At 65.8% G+C, this 16,466-nt stretch carries 20 protein-coding genes; 10 read left to right on the top strand and 10 right to left on the bottom strand.

Translation table 11 applies throughout. The annotated features are described in order from the left end of the window. Window positions 1-86 precede the first annotated feature (86 nt). Window positions 87-662, bottom strand: coding sequence for a hypothetical protein (locus BJ970_RS37620; RefSeq protein ID WP_246470718.1), 576 nt, complete (start codon window positions 660-662; stop codon window positions 87-89). Here BJ970_RS37620 and BJ970_RS05100 point away from each other — a divergent pair, their 5' ends adjacent. Next, on the top strand, window positions 663-941 hold the full coding sequence (locus BJ970_RS05100; protein ID WP_184724337.1) for a hypothetical protein: 279 nt from the start codon (window positions 663-665) through the stop codon (window positions 939-941). It abuts the gene before it with no gap. A gap of 294 nt (window positions 942-1,235) precedes the next feature. Then, window positions 1,236-1,736: a hypothetical protein gene (locus BJ970_RS05105; protein ID WP_184724340.1), complete on the top strand. Its 501-nt coding sequence runs from the start codon at window positions 1,236-1,238 to the stop codon at window positions 1,734-1,736. A 65-nt stretch (window positions 1,737-1,801) separates the two neighbouring features. Here BJ970_RS05105 and BJ970_RS05110 read toward each other — a convergent pair whose 3' ends face one another. After that, on the bottom strand, window positions 1,802-2,644 hold the full coding sequence (locus tag BJ970_RS05110) for a hypothetical protein (RefSeq protein WP_221467042.1): 843 nt from the start codon (window positions 2,642-2,644) through the stop codon (window positions 1,802-1,804). Between the two features lie 641 nt (window positions 2,645-3,285). Here BJ970_RS05110 and BJ970_RS05115 point away from each other — a divergent pair. Then, complete coding sequence (locus BJ970_RS05115) at window positions 3,286-4,377, top strand: M4 family metallopeptidase (RefSeq protein WP_221467043.1); 1,092 nt, start codon at window positions 3,286-3,288, stop codon at window positions 4,375-4,377. Then, window positions 4,353-4,685 (top strand): protealysin inhibitor emfourin, encoded by a 333-nt coding sequence (locus BJ970_RS05120; protein WP_184724343.1) that lies wholly within the window; start codon window positions 4,353-4,355, stop codon window positions 4,683-4,685. The genes BJ970_RS05115 and BJ970_RS05120 overlap by 25 nt, the downstream gene beginning before the upstream one ends. A gap of 27 nt (window positions 4,686-4,712) precedes the next feature. On the opposite strand, the gene BJ970_RS05125 is transcribed toward BJ970_RS05120, so the two are convergent. The 3 genes from BJ970_RS05125 to BJ970_RS39860 form a co-directional block, all read right to left on the bottom strand. Then, complete coding sequence (locus BJ970_RS05125; protein WP_184724346.1) at window positions 4,713-5,183, bottom strand: AMP-binding enzyme; 471 nt, start codon at window positions 5,181-5,183, stop codon at window positions 4,713-4,715. A 169-nt stretch (window positions 5,184-5,352) separates the two neighbouring features. Further along, window positions 5,353-5,784 (bottom strand): Imm1 family immunity protein, encoded by a 432-nt coding sequence (locus BJ970_RS05130; RefSeq protein ID WP_184724349.1) that lies wholly within the window; start codon window positions 5,782-5,784, stop codon window positions 5,353-5,355. After that, window positions 5,781-5,942 carry a DddA-like double-stranded DNA deaminase toxin gene (locus BJ970_RS39860; RefSeq protein WP_184724352.1) on the bottom strand — a complete coding sequence of 54 codons (162 nt, stop codon included), beginning with the start codon at window positions 5,940-5,942 and terminating at the stop codon, window positions 5,781-5,783. Before BJ970_RS39860 ends, BJ970_RS05130 begins: the two co-directional genes overlap by 4 nt. A 1,166-nt stretch (window positions 5,943-7,108) precedes the next feature. Here BJ970_RS39860 and BJ970_RS05140 point away from each other — a divergent pair. Then, window positions 7,109-7,309 (top strand): hypothetical protein, encoded by a 201-nt coding sequence (locus tag BJ970_RS05140; protein WP_184724355.1) that lies wholly within the window; start codon window positions 7,109-7,111, stop codon window positions 7,307-7,309. Window positions 7,310-7,328: 19 nt separating this feature from the next. On the opposite strand, the gene BJ970_RS05145 is transcribed toward BJ970_RS05140, so the two are convergent. Continuing rightward, entirely contained in the window at window positions 7,329-7,520 is a 192-nt protein-coding gene (locus BJ970_RS05145; protein ID WP_184724358.1) for a MerR family transcriptional regulator, read from the bottom strand. A 68-nt stretch (window positions 7,521-7,588) separates the two neighbouring features. Between BJ970_RS05145 and BJ970_RS05150 the strand changes: the two genes are divergently transcribed. The 5 genes from BJ970_RS05150 (at window position 7,589) to BJ970_RS05170 (ending at window position 12,835) form a co-directional block, all read left to right on the top strand. Further along, on the top strand, window positions 7,589-7,798 hold the full coding sequence (locus BJ970_RS05150; RefSeq protein ID WP_184724361.1) for a hypothetical protein: 210 nt from the start codon (window positions 7,589-7,591) through the stop codon (window positions 7,796-7,798). 42 nt (window positions 7,799-7,840) lie between these two features. After that, the gene (locus BJ970_RS05155) at window positions 7,841-9,019 is read left to right on the top strand and encodes a helix-turn-helix domain-containing protein (RefSeq protein WP_184724364.1); all 1,179 of its coding nucleotides are present in this window, start codon (window positions 7,841-7,843) and stop codon (window positions 9,017-9,019) included. Between the two features lie 1,215 nt (window positions 9,020-10,234). After that, window positions 10,235-12,223, top strand: coding sequence for a glycoside hydrolase family 15 protein (locus tag BJ970_RS05165; RefSeq protein WP_246470720.1), 1,989 nt, complete (start codon window positions 10,235-10,237; stop codon window positions 12,221-12,223). A gap of 25 nt (window positions 12,224-12,248) precedes the next feature. Then, window positions 12,249-12,356 (top strand): hypothetical protein, encoded by a 108-nt coding sequence (locus tag BJ970_RS39865; RefSeq protein WP_376775108.1) that lies wholly within the window; start codon window positions 12,249-12,251, stop codon window positions 12,354-12,356. Further along, entirely contained in the window at window positions 12,353-12,835 is a 483-nt protein-coding gene (locus tag BJ970_RS05170; RefSeq protein WP_184724368.1) for a hypothetical protein, read from the top strand. The genes BJ970_RS39865 and BJ970_RS05170 overlap by 4 nt, the downstream gene beginning before the upstream one ends. On the opposite strand, the gene BJ970_RS05175 is transcribed toward BJ970_RS05170, so the two are convergent. From BJ970_RS05175 to BJ970_RS05190, 4 genes are read right to left on the bottom strand one after another with little or no spacing between them, the layout of a single operon-like run. Continuing rightward, window positions 12,832-13,035, bottom strand: coding sequence for a hypothetical protein (locus BJ970_RS05175; protein WP_184724371.1), 204 nt, complete (start codon window positions 13,033-13,035; stop codon window positions 12,832-12,834). The genes BJ970_RS05170 and BJ970_RS05175 overlap by 4 nt on opposite strands. Before the next feature lie 33 nt (window positions 13,036-13,068). Then, entirely contained in the window at window positions 13,069-13,872 is an 804-nt protein-coding gene (locus BJ970_RS05180; protein ID WP_184724374.1) for a cyclase family protein, read from the bottom strand. A gap of 2 nt (window positions 13,873-13,874) precedes the next feature. Beyond that, on the bottom strand, window positions 13,875-15,161 hold the full coding sequence (locus tag BJ970_RS05185) for an MFS transporter (protein WP_184724376.1): 1,287 nt from the start codon (window positions 15,159-15,161) through the stop codon (window positions 13,875-13,877). Beyond that, a complete protein-coding gene (locus BJ970_RS05190) occupies window positions 15,154-16,365 on the bottom strand; it encodes a M20 metallopeptidase family protein (protein WP_184724378.1) in 1,212 nt (403 codons plus the stop codon). The genes BJ970_RS05185 and BJ970_RS05190 overlap by 8 nt, the downstream gene beginning before the upstream one ends. Window positions 16,366-16,466 lie beyond the last annotated feature (101 nt).

Raw genomic sequence — 16,466 nt, forward strand, 5'->3', positions numbered from 1 at the left:
CACCAAGACAGACCCCGTTTTACCTGCTCACCCGGCCCCTGACACAGACCCTAGGGCATGCGCGCGGTGTCGGGCTCCGCGCCGTGTCAGCGCCGCAGGGCGCGCGCGATGATCCGGCCCGCAACGAGGTAGATCGCCGCGGCGAGGCCGTAGTTCAGGATGACGCCAATGGTTGCATCGCCCGGGGTGAACACGTCGCCGAGCCCGAGCACGAAGAACTTCGCGGTCCCGTAGGTGAACGCGACGAAGTCGTTGCTCTGGTTGGCGCCGGTGACCACGAAGATGATGTGCAACACGAAGACCAGCGAGATCAGCGCGGAGAGCACCTGGATGGTGCGGCCGATCGTGTCGGCGCTGGGGCCGCGGAACCGGTCGCCCCGGTCGGCGTACCGGCGCTCTTCGTAGTCGCGGTCCCGGTCCCGGTCCCGGTAGCGGTCCCGGTCGCGGTAGCGATCGTCGTAGGGGTCGTCCCGGTAGCGGTCGTCGTAGGGATCGGCGTCCCGGTAGTACTCCGGGTACGGATCTGGGGGGTAGGGATCCGGGTCGCGGAACGGAGCGGGCTGATCCGCGTCGAGATCCGGGCGTTGCTGGATGCGCGTCGCCGGGGGCTGGTTGGCGGGCGGCTGCTGAACCGGGGGCGGACCGGCCGGATTCGGTGCCACGTGGCCCGCTTGCGCCGTCGGCCCGGGTCCGGACGACGGGGCGCTCTGCGCGGCTCCCAGCGGTGGGGGCACCGGCTGGCCTCCCAGCGGTTGTGGCCCGGGCTGGCCCGGCGGGACCTGCTGCTGGGGTGGGACCTGCTGCTGGGGTGGGACCTGCTGCTGGGGCGGGGCTTGGCGCGGGCCTGGCTGGCCGGGCGGACCCGGTGGGGGTCCCGGTGGACCCGGTGGGGGGCCTGGCTGGCCCGGCGGCCTGCCCGGTTGGCCCTGCGGCGGCCCTGACTGGCCTGGTGGCACCGGCTGGCCCGGCCCCGGCCGCGGTGGTCCCGGACGCGGTGGTCCCTGGGGCGCTCCCGGTGGCGATCCGCCCTGCGGGGGGCCCGGCGGCGGACCGGGCCGCTCGTGCCCTGGCTGTCCCGGGCCCGGCCGCCCCGGATACCCGGCTCGGGGATCTCCACGCTCATAGGCCATGGCCGCGCATTGTCCCGGTTGATCCCTCCCAGGCGAAACCCCCTTCTCCACCGAACAACCCATGAGACGCACCACAACCTTGAGTGCATCGTCTGCCCCGCGAGCGTGACGGCCGCCTGGCTCGGCGAGAGCGTCCGCGATCGGCACGGCTGTCCTGGCGTGACCGCGTTCCTGGTAACGAGGTTCGGCAGCGTGCCGATCAACCGGGAGATTCGGCGGCACAACGAATGCGCCGAGCGGCCGTTGCGCTTCGTCGCTGCTCTGGAACCGGACTGCATCGAAACGGCTTTCACCGACGAAGCCCCGCTGACGATCGCCGATCTCCGCCCCGGGTTCGACGACGCCCCCGCCTACCGAAGAATGCGGATGGAGGGCGAGTTCATGGCGGCACCGATCTTCAAGGCCTTCGACGCGATAGCCCACATCCCGACCACGACGATCGCCGATCTCCGCCCCGGGTTCGACGACGCCCCCGCCTACCGAAGAATGCGGATGGAGGGCGAGTTCATGGCGGCACCGATCTTCAAGGCCTTCGACGCGATAGCCCACATCCCGACCACGACGATCGCCAAATCCGCCCTCGCCAAACCAGATTCGAGGAATTGAATCGCGAAATCCTTTACCAATGAAGAGGATCGCCGCCCTTGCGGCATGCCTGCGGGTGTAGCTGGTTAATGGCCCGGTAGCAGGGTGGACAGCGGAATTGCCGCGATGTCCGCGGGAGGGCGGGACAGGTGAAGCGTGGCGTGGAACGCGCCGTCGGTCTCCTTCCCGGACGGGTCATGCCCCGCCGCGACGACGGCGTCGATCGCGTAGCGCTCCTCGGCAGGGCCGGTGAACCGGCGTTGCAGAACGGTGTGGGAGGAGGTTTCGGTGACCAGCCCGCAGTTGGCCAGCGCGTCGGCGATGGGCTGGTAGGTGCCGGTGCGCAGGACGAACGCCGCCACCCACACCGGACGCTCGGCGTTGTCCAGCAAGGGCTGGAAAGTGCTGTGGGACAGGAAACTGGCTCCGCCAGTGACCGTGATCAACCGGACATCCCGTGTCGCGGCGAGCAAGGCCGCGCTGGCAGGCGCGGTTTCCAGGTTCTCGGCGAACCCGGCGTCCATCACCCCCACGGCACGGGCGTAGTCGATGGCGTTGCGCGCCGCGTCCAGACCGACCACACGCGTCCGCCGGCCCGCCGGGTAGCGGCGGGCACCGTAGAAGCGCCTGTCGGCGGTGACCAGTTCCTCGACCGACAGTGTCGTGATGTCCGGCCCGGTGTACCGGGCCTGCAGGTCGGCCAGGCTCACATCGTGGTTGAGCAGCGCGGCGTTGATCCCGTACGAACAGCAGATGTCCAGCACCGTGACCGGCCGCCCGGCGTTGTGCCGGGTGAGCGCGGCGACCAAGCGCCGGAACACCGCTTGGGCGTGGTGCGGGGTCTGGTACCCGAACGGCGTCAGCGCCCGGAAGTACCCACGCGGGTCCGGTTGGTCGTAGACGTGTTCGAACCCGGTCCTTGCCTCCACCAGGGGGTCCTCAGCCCGGCACAAGGTCGCGTCGGCTTTGCTTTCCTCGCCAGGTGTACAGCTCAAGATGAGGGTCCTCTCCTACTCGGTCCACGCCCTGACCGGGCACCCCGACCAAGACTGCCGTGCCCGGCCCCCGCGAACTAGCCACGCCAGCCGGTCAGGTGACCGTGTCGGGCAACGATCACCAGAACTTGTGCTACGGCTCCGGCTCTGGGGGGAGGATGAGCACTAGCTCGACGGGTTCTGCGTTGCGCTGCGGCGAAATCTCCGCCGGCGCGGCCCGGGACGTTCGCCCCTGGATGGGTATCTGCGCGGGCGACCATGCTGAATTCTGCGCTAGTGCGCGAATACCGGCCTGGTGGCGGACCGGGATTCTCGCCCAGAACCCAACGCGGCTCGGCGACTGGCTTTCAACACGGCCGAGAAGACGCTCGGTACGGCCTAAGACGGCGACGGCCGGTCGGAAATCCTGGTCACCAGCCCGTGGGTACTGGGTGTGCTGGAGCGCTCGGGGACGGCCTGACCGATGCAACACTTCGGCGGATGGCTGCTCAACACCGCGGACAACGACTTCGGGCATGGGAGTCCGTGACCGGCGCAACCGAAAGTTTCGGCTTCGCAGCCGAGGGAGCACAGCAATGAGACGAACCAACCACCACACATGCGCGCGGTGCAGCATCCTGCCACAGTACGTGCTGACCGACCTCGCGGTGCAGGGCGACGAAGAACTGCGGGCGACCGCGTTGCGCACCATCGGGACGTCGGTCGCGATGCGCACGAGGCGCACCGTCATCACACAGATGTTCCAGCAACTCGGCGTCGCCTCGGCGGACCTCGCCGCGCTGAACCCCACGACAGACGAACGCAAATCCGTCTACGACGCGCAGCACGGCGGGCACGAAGACCTCGCCGGCGTGCTCCGGCGCAACGAGGGCGGTCAACCCGTGGACGACGAGCCCGTGAACCAGGCGTTCGACAACGCCGACCACACCCATGACTTCTACCGGGACGTGTACCAGCGAAACAGCGTCGACGGGGAGGGCATGGAACTCGTCTCAAGCGTCCACTTCGGAACCGACTTCGACAATGCGTTCTGGAACGGACTACAGATGGTCTACGGCGATGGCAGCGGCCTCATCATGGCCAAGGACAGCCTGACCCGGGATGTCGCGGTGGTGGCGCACGAGATCACCCACGGCATCGTGCAGTTCACCGCCGGTTTGCGCTACAGCAAGCAGTCGGGTGCGCTCAACGAGTCCATCGCCGACGTGTTCGGGTCGATGGTCAAGCAGTACCTCGCCAAGGAGACCCCGGACGAGGCCGACTGGCTGATCGGCGAGGGCATCCTGGGCAGCGAACTGCGCGGCCAGGCACTGCGGTCGATGAAGGCACCGGGCACGGCCTTCGATCAGGATCGCCAGCCCGCCCGCATGGACGAATACGTCGACCTACCCGACGACAACGACCCGCGGCATGACCACGGCGGGGTGCACATCAATTCGGGCATCCCGAACAAGGCGTTCTACCTGGTGGCTACCACGCTCGGCGGGTACTCCTGGGAGCAGGCGGGACACATCTGGTACCACGCGTTGACGACGCAGCTGCGACCGAGCAGCAGCTTCGCGGAGGCCGCGGAAGCGACCACGAACTCCGCGGTGGAGCTCTACGGAGCCGGGCACGACGCCGAGAAGGCGGTGCATTCGGCGTGGAAGGAGGTCGGAGTCCTCTGAGAGTCACGATCGTTCGCGGCGGTGGGCTGGCCGGTCTGGTCATCACCACCGCCGTCGACACGTCCGCACTCACCGAGCAGGACGCGACGACGCTGCGGGACCTGGTCCGCGCCGCCGACCTGGAGAACGTTCCTTCGAGCACGAGCCCGGCGATGCCGGATGAGCAGGCCTTCGAGATCACCGTTGAGACGGAGGAAAGTAGCCGGACGGTCGTGCTGAACGAGCGCGACCTGTCTGGTGCGGTGCGCTCTCTCGTGGCCTGGGTAACGAAAAGGAGCGATCTCAAGGGAAATCCGCATGCCTCTTGAAATCGCCCCAGGGGTGTGACGATGAGTTCACCCGCTCCGGGCGTCGAAGGAGTCGCTCGTCGCCCGCGACAGCAGCGACTTCTGGATGCGCAGGCTCGGCGTTTTCGGAAAGTCGTCCACGACGGCGACGTAGCGCGGCACCTGGAACCGGGCTAGGCGCTGCCCGCACCAGGCGACGAACATCGCCGGGTCGAACGCGCCCGGGTCGGTGACGGTGACGAACACCTTGATGTCCTCGTCCCCCTCCTGGGCGGGCACGCCGACGACGGCGCTCTCGGCGACCGCCGGATGTGTGTTGACGATCGCCTCGACCTCCCAGGCCGAGACGTTTTCCCCGCGGTGCCGCAACGAATCGGTCAGCCTGCCGGTGAAGTGCAGCGCGCCGCCGCTGAAACGGCCACGGTCGCCGGTCCGCCACCATGGGCCGCGGCGGGACCGCGCGGTGGCCTCGTCGTTGCGGAAATAGCCTATGGCCGAGGATGGCCAGGACGAGCCCACCGCTGCCGGCGATGAGGTAGCCGGGCACCGCGAGCACGACGAAGGCAAGCGCGCCCGCAAGGATCATCCGTTGCTCGCCGCTGGAATCGCCGTCGCGCCATTCACATTCGGTGCATCACTGGCGAACATTCCCATCGAAATGGCCGCAACCAGCGTAGTTGCCGGAACGTCATTGGTAGTGCTCGTGAAACTCTGGATCGGGCACCCAATCCACGCATGTGGGCCGTTGACCTGTGCGGACGAACTCGCGCTGGGCTTCGTGGGCTTGGGCGATAGGCAGTTCTGCGCCGGGTGGCATGACCATGAGGTGGGCGCCGGCAAGGAAGTAGTCGACGTGGTCGTGGTTCGTGCCGTGGGCGGGAACTAAGGCGGATGTCGCGTCAAACCACATGAGTGCGCCGGTTTCGCAGCGCACCCCGAACATGAGCGTGGGCGTGTCGTCGCCGGGTTGGTGCTGGAAGCTCCACGCGATGCCGCATTCCGGCTTTGTGCGTTTCTGGTCGTGCTCGGAGATGCCGCGCACGAGTTGGTCAACGTCGGTGCGGGCGGGCACGAGTACTTCCCCGCATTTGAGGATGCCTGCGTCCGGAGCGCTGGTCATGCTTTTCCCTTGTAGGTCTTGGAGAACGGCTTACCGTCCTGAGTGGTGCCGTGCACAGTCAACGTGTACCCGTTCGGCAAGAACCGTTCAACGACCTGGTCGCATCCGGACGGCTGGGGCTCTAGACGCGGGCAGGTGTCGGTCGCTTCCCGCCGCATCTTGGCGATTTCAAATGGAAATCAACGCGCTGATTTCCATTGAAATCGCCCACCCCCGGCCGCCAAAGCGCCACCTACCGCAACAGCTTGACCAGCGGCTCCCCCGCGAGCAGCACGTGCCCCGTCGTGGTGCCGACGGCCGTGGACGCACTGCCCGACGATGTGCGGTGGTAAGCGATGACCAAGCGAATTCGTGAGAACAACCTGCCGTTCGACTACGTCCACCGGCCCCGAGCAGTTGGCCAAGCTGCGGTCACTGGAGCAGCACAGCGACGTTTTAGTCGACACCCAGGGCAGTCTTGAACAAGGGGCGCATCTACCCCTTCTCTCCCACAGTGGACACGTTCAGGCTGCGAGGGGACGCCCTTTCGCACGCGCTCGGCGGCTATCGAGCGCGGCGGCCAGGCTGGCTCGGCAGGTTCGGAGGATCTGCCGCGTCGCTGCGGTATCGGGGCTTCGGCCGCAACGCGTGCAGGTAACGTTGACCGAACCCGAGACCTCGTCCACCGCGACGGAAGCCTCGGCTTCGCAGCGCCGGCACCAGCGGTGTCCGGTCACGATGATGACGTGCGCAGGCGAGCTGATGCATTCGTGCGCCCATCGGCGATGCACGTGGCAGGAGATGCGGTCTAACGCCGAGAGTTCCTCGCGCTCTTCCGCAGCGTCTTCCAGGATGAGGGTGTCCGCTAGGCGGCGATCATGTAAGTCGGCGTAGCGCTCACCGAACTGCAGGAGTTCCGCAGGTCCGGGTCGGGGTGGGCGTAGCGCACGCCGTGGCTGAGGGCACTCGGCCTCAGTCCGTTCGGGGTAAGTGTGGAGAAGCACGGGCTCTGCCTTCCTTGGGGCAGCGTTGTCGGGTTACGACCAGTGTCTTTCGTCCCGGTTGCGGAGACATTGGTATCTATACGTATTCGGCTACGGATTCGGGGTACGTACCCCCGCCGGTGACCCCCACCAGCCCACTCCCATCAACGATGAAGTGCCCCCGGACAGGCCCATGTGCGGGCTTGTCATGCCGCCGCTCAGCGGGACTGGTCCTTGAGCACGGATTGGTCCATCTTCACCACATATCGCGCGCCGATCGGGCGGCTCGACGTGGACATTGACTGGCTGGTGGGCGATTCGAATGTCCTTGTCACTGAACCGCAGTGGCTAAAGTGCCACCTGTGAGCGCTGTGAGCACGCGGTACGCGGACTACCCGGCCTTTATCGTCGGGTTGCACGGGACGCTGAACCTGCACCCTTGCGTGGCGAGTCAGTGGGAGCGTGACGAGTTCGCCGACGTCTACGGGCTGCTTGTCCAGCGCAGTACTGCGCTGGGTCTAGCCGAGTTCCGGGGCTGGAACACCGGGCTTACACAAATCTAGTTTCTGCTGGTCAGTGGCCCTACCCGCGCATCTTGCGCGTGTACTCCCGGAGCTGCCGCTTGGAGTCCTCCAGGTCAAACCGTGCTTGACCGCCAGGCGTGAACAGCTCAGGCACCAAGATCCCAGCCTGCACGTAACGCGCCACTGAACGGCGCGAAACTCCAAGTTCGTCCGCCAGCTGGGACGACGTGAGCAGCCTGGGCCTGATCATGCTCCGATCGTGTCCCCGTTGTCCGCGCTTGTCCCGTTCACTGACTCAGTCGCGTTAGCATGGCTCGCATGTCCCAGTTGGCGCAGCCTGGCAGCCCCTACAAGGTGGTGGTTGTCGCCCGGCGGCGTTGGTGGGCCTGCCCGATCGGCGGCGTGCGGTGTTGCCGCGTGCTTGTCGACATGGGGCAGGTGGCGCTAGACGCTATGGCCCTACACATCGAGCTCCACGGCGTGGCCGTGCCCTGTCAGATCTGCGGCAGCTGCCACGAAGCGCATTAGCATCATCTATCCCACCGGTCAACTCCGCTGTACCGTGGCCACATGAGTAACCAACAGTCACTAGGCGAACGCATCCGGCAACTACGCGGCGACCTCAACACACAGCAGCAACTTGCAGACCGAGCGGGTCTATCAATCGCGCTGATCCGCAAACTCGAACAGGGCACGCGACAGACATGCAGCGTCGCGAGCCTGCACAAGATCGCTCGCGCCCTAGATGTCACGCTCGCTGATCTACTCGTCCCAGCCTCGATACCTGAGCACGATCAAGATCAAGGAATCACGGCACTACGACACGCCGTGAGCTTGGTAGGCGTCCCGAAAGACAACCCTGCGACGACCCAGGAAGCGGCGCATGCCGAACTGTCGATTTGGAGCGCGTATTTTGATGGTAGGCACGATGCCGCTGTGCGTGTTCTCCCTTATTTGATCCGACGGCTAGAGTCCGGTCTAGCCGCGTCAAACGACGCGGACAGACCAGCTTATGTTCATTCGCTGTCTCGGGTGCTGTGGGCTGCTGGGCGTATCCTTTCGGGGCTACGACACGCTGACGCGGCTCATATAGCTTCGCAGAGGGCTATTAGCTTGTCCGCTCAGCTAGACGATCCCGTAATGACTGCCGCTGCTAGCGGATCTTTGGCAAGGCAACTCATGGTCGCGGGAAGGTACGAAGAATCCATCGAGCTGTACGCCTCGACGGCTAAGTCGATCGAACCGGGCAGGACCCACACCATTCCCCAAATGAGCGTTTACGGGAATTTGTTGCTCTCAGCCGGTAACGTGCAGGCACGTGCGGGCAACGCCGCAGAGGCGATGCATTTTCTAGCTGAGGCACGGGGGGTATCCAACGAGGTTCCCGACGGGCAGTGCCACCACAGCAGTGTCTTCGGGCCGTCGGCGGTCGCTATGCAAAGCACAGATATCGCTATCAACCTAGGAGAATTCGGTGACGCTTTGACAGCATCAAAGACAGTGCCGGAGGGAGGGTCTTCCCTGCCTACTCTATCTAGGAGCAGGCATAGCGTCGATCGCGCTTTGGTCCATCTCAAAACCGGAGGCGAAGACAAAGCGGTAGCCCTGTTGTCCTCAACGGCTTCCGCTGCCCCCTTCTGGTTCAAGAACCAGCGCCTGCCGAAATCTATCGTTCGGGATCTGCTCCACACACCCGCAGCTAAATCCGAGCAGTTGAGGAGTCTAGCTAAGACACTCGGAGTCCACTAACGCGATTGGGTAGTGCCACACCGCGTGTCACCCACGCCCTCCGTGCACCGACAAGATCCATCTTGGGCAGCCCCCGCCGGTCGTTCGTGATCCCCCCGGCAGCCGGACGGCGGGGGCCGCCCTTCCAACGGAGGGAAGGCGGCACGCGTTGAGGAACCCGTTCAAGTCCTGCCTAGAGCGCAGGCGCAGGAACCGAGTTCGGCGAGACATGATCCGCAGGCGAGTAAGGGTGTACCTGTGACGGACATCCCTGATCCGGAGCCCACAGAAAGCTCTTCTAGTCTTGGACCGAAGCTAGACATAGTCCTGCGAAAAGTTTCATGGGATCTTGATCAGGTGGCATTTAAATTGCCCCGGCGTGACGCGTCTAAAGAAGACCTGAACGTGCTCGCAGACACACTCACGGAATTGATAGAACTCCTGCGTAAGGAAGACCCTTGCTGAGATTTAGGCGATTACTACTGTGCCTTGTGGTGGCCTTGATAATTCTGTGACCAGCCGCAGTGGTACCGACGGCGGAGCGGAGAACGTACGCCGATGTACACGCAGACGTGGGCCCAAATATTGATTATAGGATTGCCCCTTTTGTCTCTCCTCTGGCCTACAACGAGAGACCGTTGATATCGGTGCCCGAATTCGCCAACTGGATGGCTGGCGAAAACGAGGCACGGTGGCACCAGATCGAGACGGGGGGACCTAGGCCGCTGGCTTACTGCGGCCATAGGCTGAAAGGTCCAGTACATCGGCGGATAATCGAGGTTCTACCTAGATACCAAGACCATCGAAACGTCGGCGGTGGCTGTCTCAACGCGATGATAGATATCAAACAAAGCCGAAACGCTAAGAAGGCCCCTGACGGCCCATACTTGTCAAGGGCCATCAAAGACTTCTACCGCACGCACAACAAGCCGATGAATGAAGGGTTCGATGCTTGACGAAGCGGAAACGATCGATACCGACGAACCCATAGTGTGGGAGTGCCCAGCAAGTGGATGTCCGTTTTCACACCAAGACCCAGATATAATGGGGCCGCACGAATACCAAGTGCACGGCCAAGCCTTCATGTCGAAAACATCCACCGTAATTATATCTAGGGGAAGCGACCAATAGACGCGGTGCGAGCAACGCCGGACGCGATCGCCTGAAGGTGATCGGCAAAACCCAGCTCAGTGCGCCCCGGCCGTGGAGCCGGGCCGCACTGCTGGGTGCGGTTTCTTGACCAAGAGCAAGGCGAAAGCACTTTGCTCGTGGGAGGGCATCGCCAGCTACTACAACATCGTGTGCAAATCCAGCACCTTGAGCAATGGGACCTGGTATCACGCGCACCCCAGCCCGCTAGCCCGGCTGATCAAAAACCACGTGGCCTTCGATCCGGAGGAGCGGAAGAGGCGGTTTGCGACCACCTGCGGACCGGCGACCCTACGGGAGGGTCCGGCAACCGACGATTGTGAAGGAGTTGAGACCCATCTGAGGAGATCTCCCGGTAGCAGTTCGGAGGGTTCGGTGATCGGGTCCGATCTCGGGAACGGCTCACGGGTCGCTGCGCCGCGCTGGCAGGGGTATGCGCCGCTGCGAGAGTACGCGGCGCTGGGCGATGGCCGCACCGTGGCCCTCCTCGCCCGGGACGGCTCGGTGGACTGGCTGCCGATGCCGGACCTGGACTCGCCGACGGTCTTCGGCGCGGTGCTCGATGCGCGTCGGGGAGGCTGTTTCGCCCTGGAACCGGAGCTGCCGTATCGGGTGAGCCGCCGGTACCTCCCGAGCACGAACGTCGTAGAGACGACGTTTACCACGGCCGAGGGCACGGCCCAGGTGACCGACGCCTTGACACTGCCCGGAGCGGCGTTGACGCCCACCCGGGAACTTGTCCGCAAGGTCGAAGGACTGTCCGGGGCAGTGCCCATGCGCTGGAGGGTGCAGCCCCGTTTCGGCTACGGCGCCGCAGGCACACGTATCAACCGGCGAGCAGGCGTACCGATGGCGTCGGCAGGCACGGACGCGGTGGCCGTGTGCACCTGGGGTGCGGGCGAGCCGGTAGGTGCCGATGGGGCGATCAAAGGTGCCTTCGAGATCCGGCTGGGTTCGCAGGCCCTGCTCGCACTGAGCTTCGCGCATGAGGAGCCGCTGGTGGTGCCCGCACGCTCAGAGTGTGCGGCGCGGCTGGCGGAGACCGGCCACCGTTGGCGGGCCTGGCTGCGGGATCGCGCCTACGCCGGGCGATGGCAGGAAGCCGTGACGCGCGGTGCATTGGCCCTGAAACTGCTGGTGTTCGCCCCGTCGGGCGCGGTGGCCGCCGCTGCGACCTCGTCGCTTCCCGAGGAGATCGGCGGCGGGCGCAACTGGGATTACCGGTTTTCCTGGCTGCGGGATTCCGCCTTCACCCTGGACGCCTTTCTCGCACTCGGGTGCCCCGGCGAGGCGCAGGCCTACTTCTGGTGGCTGATGCATGCCACCCAGTTCACCGAGCCGCGCCTGCGCCCGCTGTACCGGCTCGACGGTGGGGCCCGCGCACCCGAGCGGCCGCTCGCATGGGAGGGGTACCGCGGGTCAGCGCCGGTGCGGGTGGGCAATGCCGCGGCCGAGCAGCTGCAGCTGGACACCTACGGCGAACTGCTGCAGACGGCCTGGCTGTATGCGACAGCCAGCGGCCGGCTCGATCCCGACATCGCTCGACGGCTGGCAAGGGTGGCCGATTTCGTGTGCGCGAGCTGGCGGCAACCGGACGCGGGGATCTGGGAAGTCCGCAGCCCGCCCCAACATTTCACTCAGTCAAAGATGATGTGCTGGATCGCTCTCGACCGCGCGCTGCGTTTGGCCGAACGAGGGCTGCTTTCCCGCCGGCACGCACCCGCGTGGCGACGCGAGCAGGACGCGATCGAAGATTTCATCGAAACGCGCTGTCTGAGCGCGAACCAGAACAGCTACGTGCGCAGCGCCGACGCCGAGGATGTGGACGTCAGCGTATTGCTCGGCCTGCTGCGCGGCTATGCGAGTCCGCAGCATCCTCGGATGCATGGCACGGTCGAGGCCATCCGCCGCGACCTGGCGCATGGACCGTTTGTGTACCGCTACAGCGGCGACGATGGTCTGCAGGGGACTGAGGGGGCGTTTGTGGCCTGCTCGTTCTGGTTGGCTGAGGCCCTGGCTCGCTGCGGCCACCTCAAAGAGGCCACGGAGTTGATCCCAACTGGTCGGGCTGGCTAACGACGTTGGCCTCTACGGCGAGGAAATCGACCCGACCACGGGGGAATTTCTGGGCAACATGCCGCAGGGCCTGACTCATCTGGCGTTGATCAGCGCGGCCTGTGCGATCACCGAGGGGGCGATGGCACGGTGACGATCTGGGGGGCGCTCGCCGGCGGGTTCATCGGCACCCTGGTGCTGACCACGGCGTTGCGCGCGGCGAATGAGCTCAAACTGACCCGCATAGACCTCCCCTTCCTGCTCGGCACCTGCGTTACGGCCAACCGCTCCCGCGCGAAAGCCCTCGGCTACCTGGCGCACTTCGTCATCGGAGAACTGTTCGCCCTGGGCTACTACGGGCTGTTCGTGGCCCTGGGAACCAGTAGCTGGTGGTTGGGGGCAATTTTCGGTCTGGTTCATGGCATGTTCGCTGCCACCGCGCTGGTGAACATCCTGCTGCCGGCGGTGCACCCGCGGATGGGAACCAGCGTGACCAGCGCTCCCCACACCGCGCTGCTCGAACCGCCAGGGTTTCTCATGCTCAACTACGGGGTGGTGACACCGATCGTCGGCCTGCTGGGGCATATCGTCTACGGTGCCCTCGTCGGCGGATTCATTTCCTACACCACCTAGGGTCTGGGCCGGTATCCGTTGCCTTCCCGGCGGACGACGCCACCGGTTGGAGCCGGGAAATGGGTGCCGGCAGCAGCCGGCCCCCCCGGCTCCAGCTCGATGCCTTCCGCCGGCACATCGACGAGTTCGAGCAGTCCGCTGTCCCGGATGGGACACACCGAGTCGCGCAACATCTGTTCCCAGGCGGCGTCCTTGTCCACATTGGACCAGTGGTACCCCGCGGCAATTCGGCATCAGCATGGCGATGCCAGCACCGCCAGCGGCCGCACGGGCGCGCCGGTTGCGCCGACGATGCGCAGCGGCGCGCAGATGAAGAGAAATTCCGTCGCTCCGGTGGCCGAAAGCTGTTCGAGATTCATGACCTCGATGAGGTAGATGCCCTCCTCGCGCAGCAGGATGCGGTGCACGGGCAGCTGGGACAGGCCGCCGCTGGGCGTGATCTGTTCCAGGGCGATGGTGTCGGCACCGACCGCCCGGACCTGGCGGGCGGCCAGCCATTTCGCCCCGCTGGGGTCAAGGCCGGGCACCCCGCTTTCGCCGCCCACGTAAGCAGAGCGGGAATCCCACAGTTGGGGCCACCCGGTTCGGATCAGTGCGACATCGCCGGGCCGCGGTTCCAGACCGGTGCGCGTCAGGTCGGTCGCGGTCACCGGTTCGCCCGGCTCAAGGCGGGCGACGCCGCGTAGCCGCGCGATGTCGAACAGCACTCCCCGGCACACGATCGGCGGGACCTGGTCGATTCCGTTTACCCGGTAGCGGCCGTGCTCCACGGCGTCGGCCACGGGGACCTCCCCGTACATCAAGCCGTCCGTGGCGACGTGGCTGAAGGCATCCATGTGGGTGCCGACGTGCCCGCCCATGACGATCAGCTCGTGCGAGCCTGTCATGCCGTCGGCACGGACCACGTCGCCGTGGCGCTGCGCCAGGGCCAGCCGGAATCCCGGGTGGGTGGGTGAGGCGGGCATCCCTTCCTGCAGTGGCTGTGACAGGTCGATGATCTGCTGGTCGCCGTCGGCGAGCACGTCGAGTAGTCGCATCGCTAGCCGAGTTCCTTTGCGCGAGTTTCGGGGATCGAAACGGTGACCACGCTGGAGATCAGCATCAGCACCACCACGTATCCGGTGAAGGCGGAGCGGCCGAATTCCGCTCCCATCCACGATTGCAGATACGGTGCGGTGCCGCCGAACGCCGCGACCGCGATGGAATACGGCACCGCGAGTCCGATGGCGCGGATCCGGGTGGGGAACATCTCCGCGTACACGGCAGGCAGGATGGACACACCGGCCGAGATGAACACCGCGGCCAGCGCCATACCGGCGAAAAGTTGCCACGCACTGTCGCGCACGAGGAACTGGAGCGGAAAGACCAGTATCGCGCAGCCGAGGGTGGAGATGAACAACACCGGCTTGCGGCCGATCCGGTCGGACAACATGCCCCAGAGCGGCATGACAGCCATCATCACCACGGCGGCGGCGACTCCCGCCCAGAGCGCGGCGCTGGAGTCAATGTGCAGGGAGCTGATCGCGTAAGCCGGTGCCGCGACCACCCAGGAGTAGTAGACGACCGTGATGCCGACGGTCAGGCCGATCACGTGGATGGCCTGCTTGCGGTGCTTGACGATTTCCGGCCACAGCCGAACCTTGTCCGTCTGTTGCTCAACGGTGAAGGCATGTGACTCGTTCATCTTCCGTCGCATGTAGATGGCGACGAGACCGAATACGCCGCCGAGGATGAACGGTATGCGCCAGCCGAACGCCTGCATTTCCTGCTTGGACAGGGCGGTGGTCAGGATAACGCCGAGGAGCACGCCGACGGTGTTACCGAAAACGCTTGCGATGTAGATCAGGCTCGACCAGCGCCCGCGTCGTGCCGCGGGTGCCATCTCGGACAGGTAGGTCTGCGCCGACGGGAGCTCGCCACCCGTGGCGAGGCCCTGCACCACCCTGGCCGCCAGCAGAATCAGCGAGGCCCAGGCGCCGATCGCGGCGTAGGTGGGGGATACCCCCATGACGAAACTCGCCGCAGCGATCAAGGAGACGGTGGCGGACATGCTGGCCTTGCGGCCGATCCGGTCGGCCAGCCAGCCGAACACGAACCCACCGAGCGGCCGGGCGATGAACCCCACAGCGAAGATGGCGAGGCTCGACAGCAGCGCGGAGAAGGGGTCCTGCTGATCGAAGAACTGGGTGGCGAAGAACGGCACGAAGATGGCGTAGATGCCCCAGTCGTACCACTCCAGGGCATGGCCGAGGACGGTGCCGACGAGCATGTGGGTGTCGCGTTTCCGCACCGGCGTGGCGGGCGCTGGCGCAGCGGTATCAGTCATGGCTGGGCTCCGGTGAGATGCTGAGCCGACGGGTTGCCAGCTCGGTGAACAGGGCCGCGCCGTCGGCAAGGACCGAGTCGTCGAAGACGGCGCGTGGACTGTGGTTGAAAGCGACCTGGTCCGGCTCTGCGCCGCGGGGCATCGCGCCAAGTGCCAGGAAACAGCCGGGTACTTCCGCGAGCACGCGAGAGAAGTCCTCTGCTCCCGCGACCGGGTTCGCCATCGCGGAGTAACGTCGCTCGCCCAAGGATTCGCGGACGACCTCGCGGGCGAAATCGTGCTCGGCCTTGTCGTTCACGGTCACCGGCCGAGCGTCGGCGTAGTCGACGTCGACCTCGACATCGTGCGCGTCCGCGAGCCCCCGCACGAGTCGCACCGCCGACGCCCGGATCCGCTCCTTGACGGAGGCGGAGAACGTCCGGATGGTGGCCTCGAACCGCGCGGACTCGGGAATGATGTTGCTGCGAGTGCCCGCCTGGAACACGCCGACGGTGAGCACGACAGGGTCGAACACATCGAATTCGCGCGTGACCATCGTCTGCAGGGCGCTGATCATCTCGGCCGCCGCGATGATCGGGTCTCTGGTGAGATGCGGGGTGGATCCGTGCCCTCCTCCGCCGTGCACGGTGACCGTGAGGGACGCCGACCCGGCGAGCATCGGCCCGGGGCGGCTCTGAAACACACCGGCCGGGGAGAACGTGGAGAACACGTGCAGCCCGTAGGCGGCAGCGACCCGCCGACCGGAGGCGTCGAGCACGCCCTCATCGATCATGGCTCGTGCGCCTTCCCAGCCCTCCTCGCCGGGCTGGAACATGAAAACGACGTCGCCGGCGAGTTCGTCGCGACGATACGACAGCAGGTGGGCGGCGCCGACCAGCATCGCGGTGTGGAGATCGTGCCCGCATGCGTGCATGACGCCATCGACCGTAGAGGTGTAGTCGAGCCCCGTGGCCTCCTGCACGGGCAGGGCGTCCATGTCGGCGCGCAGGAGAACGCTGTGGTCTGACCGGGCGCCGCGCAGCACCGCCGTCACCGAGGTGCAGCTGTCGCCGGTGGTGATCTCCAGCGGCAGCCCGTCGAGAGCGACCAAAACGCGCTCCTGGGTGCGCGGCAGCCGCAGGCCGATCTCGGGCTCACGATGCAATGTTCTGCGTAGCTCGATGAGGTCTCCCGCCATCGCCCGCGCATCCACCACTGCCGACATTATGTGACCCTCCCGGTGCAGAATGTCCCCAGAGTGTGCATCTCCGGTACGGACTGAGCCGAAAATCGATTGATTCGTGCACTGATCTGACTTGTTATGTT

Origin of the sequence: Saccharopolyspora phatthalungensis (assembly GCF_014203395.1) — a bacterium.
In the GTDB taxonomy this organism is placed as follows: domain Bacteria; phylum Actinomycetota; class Actinomycetes; order Mycobacteriales; family Pseudonocardiaceae; genus Saccharopolyspora; species Saccharopolyspora phatthalungensis.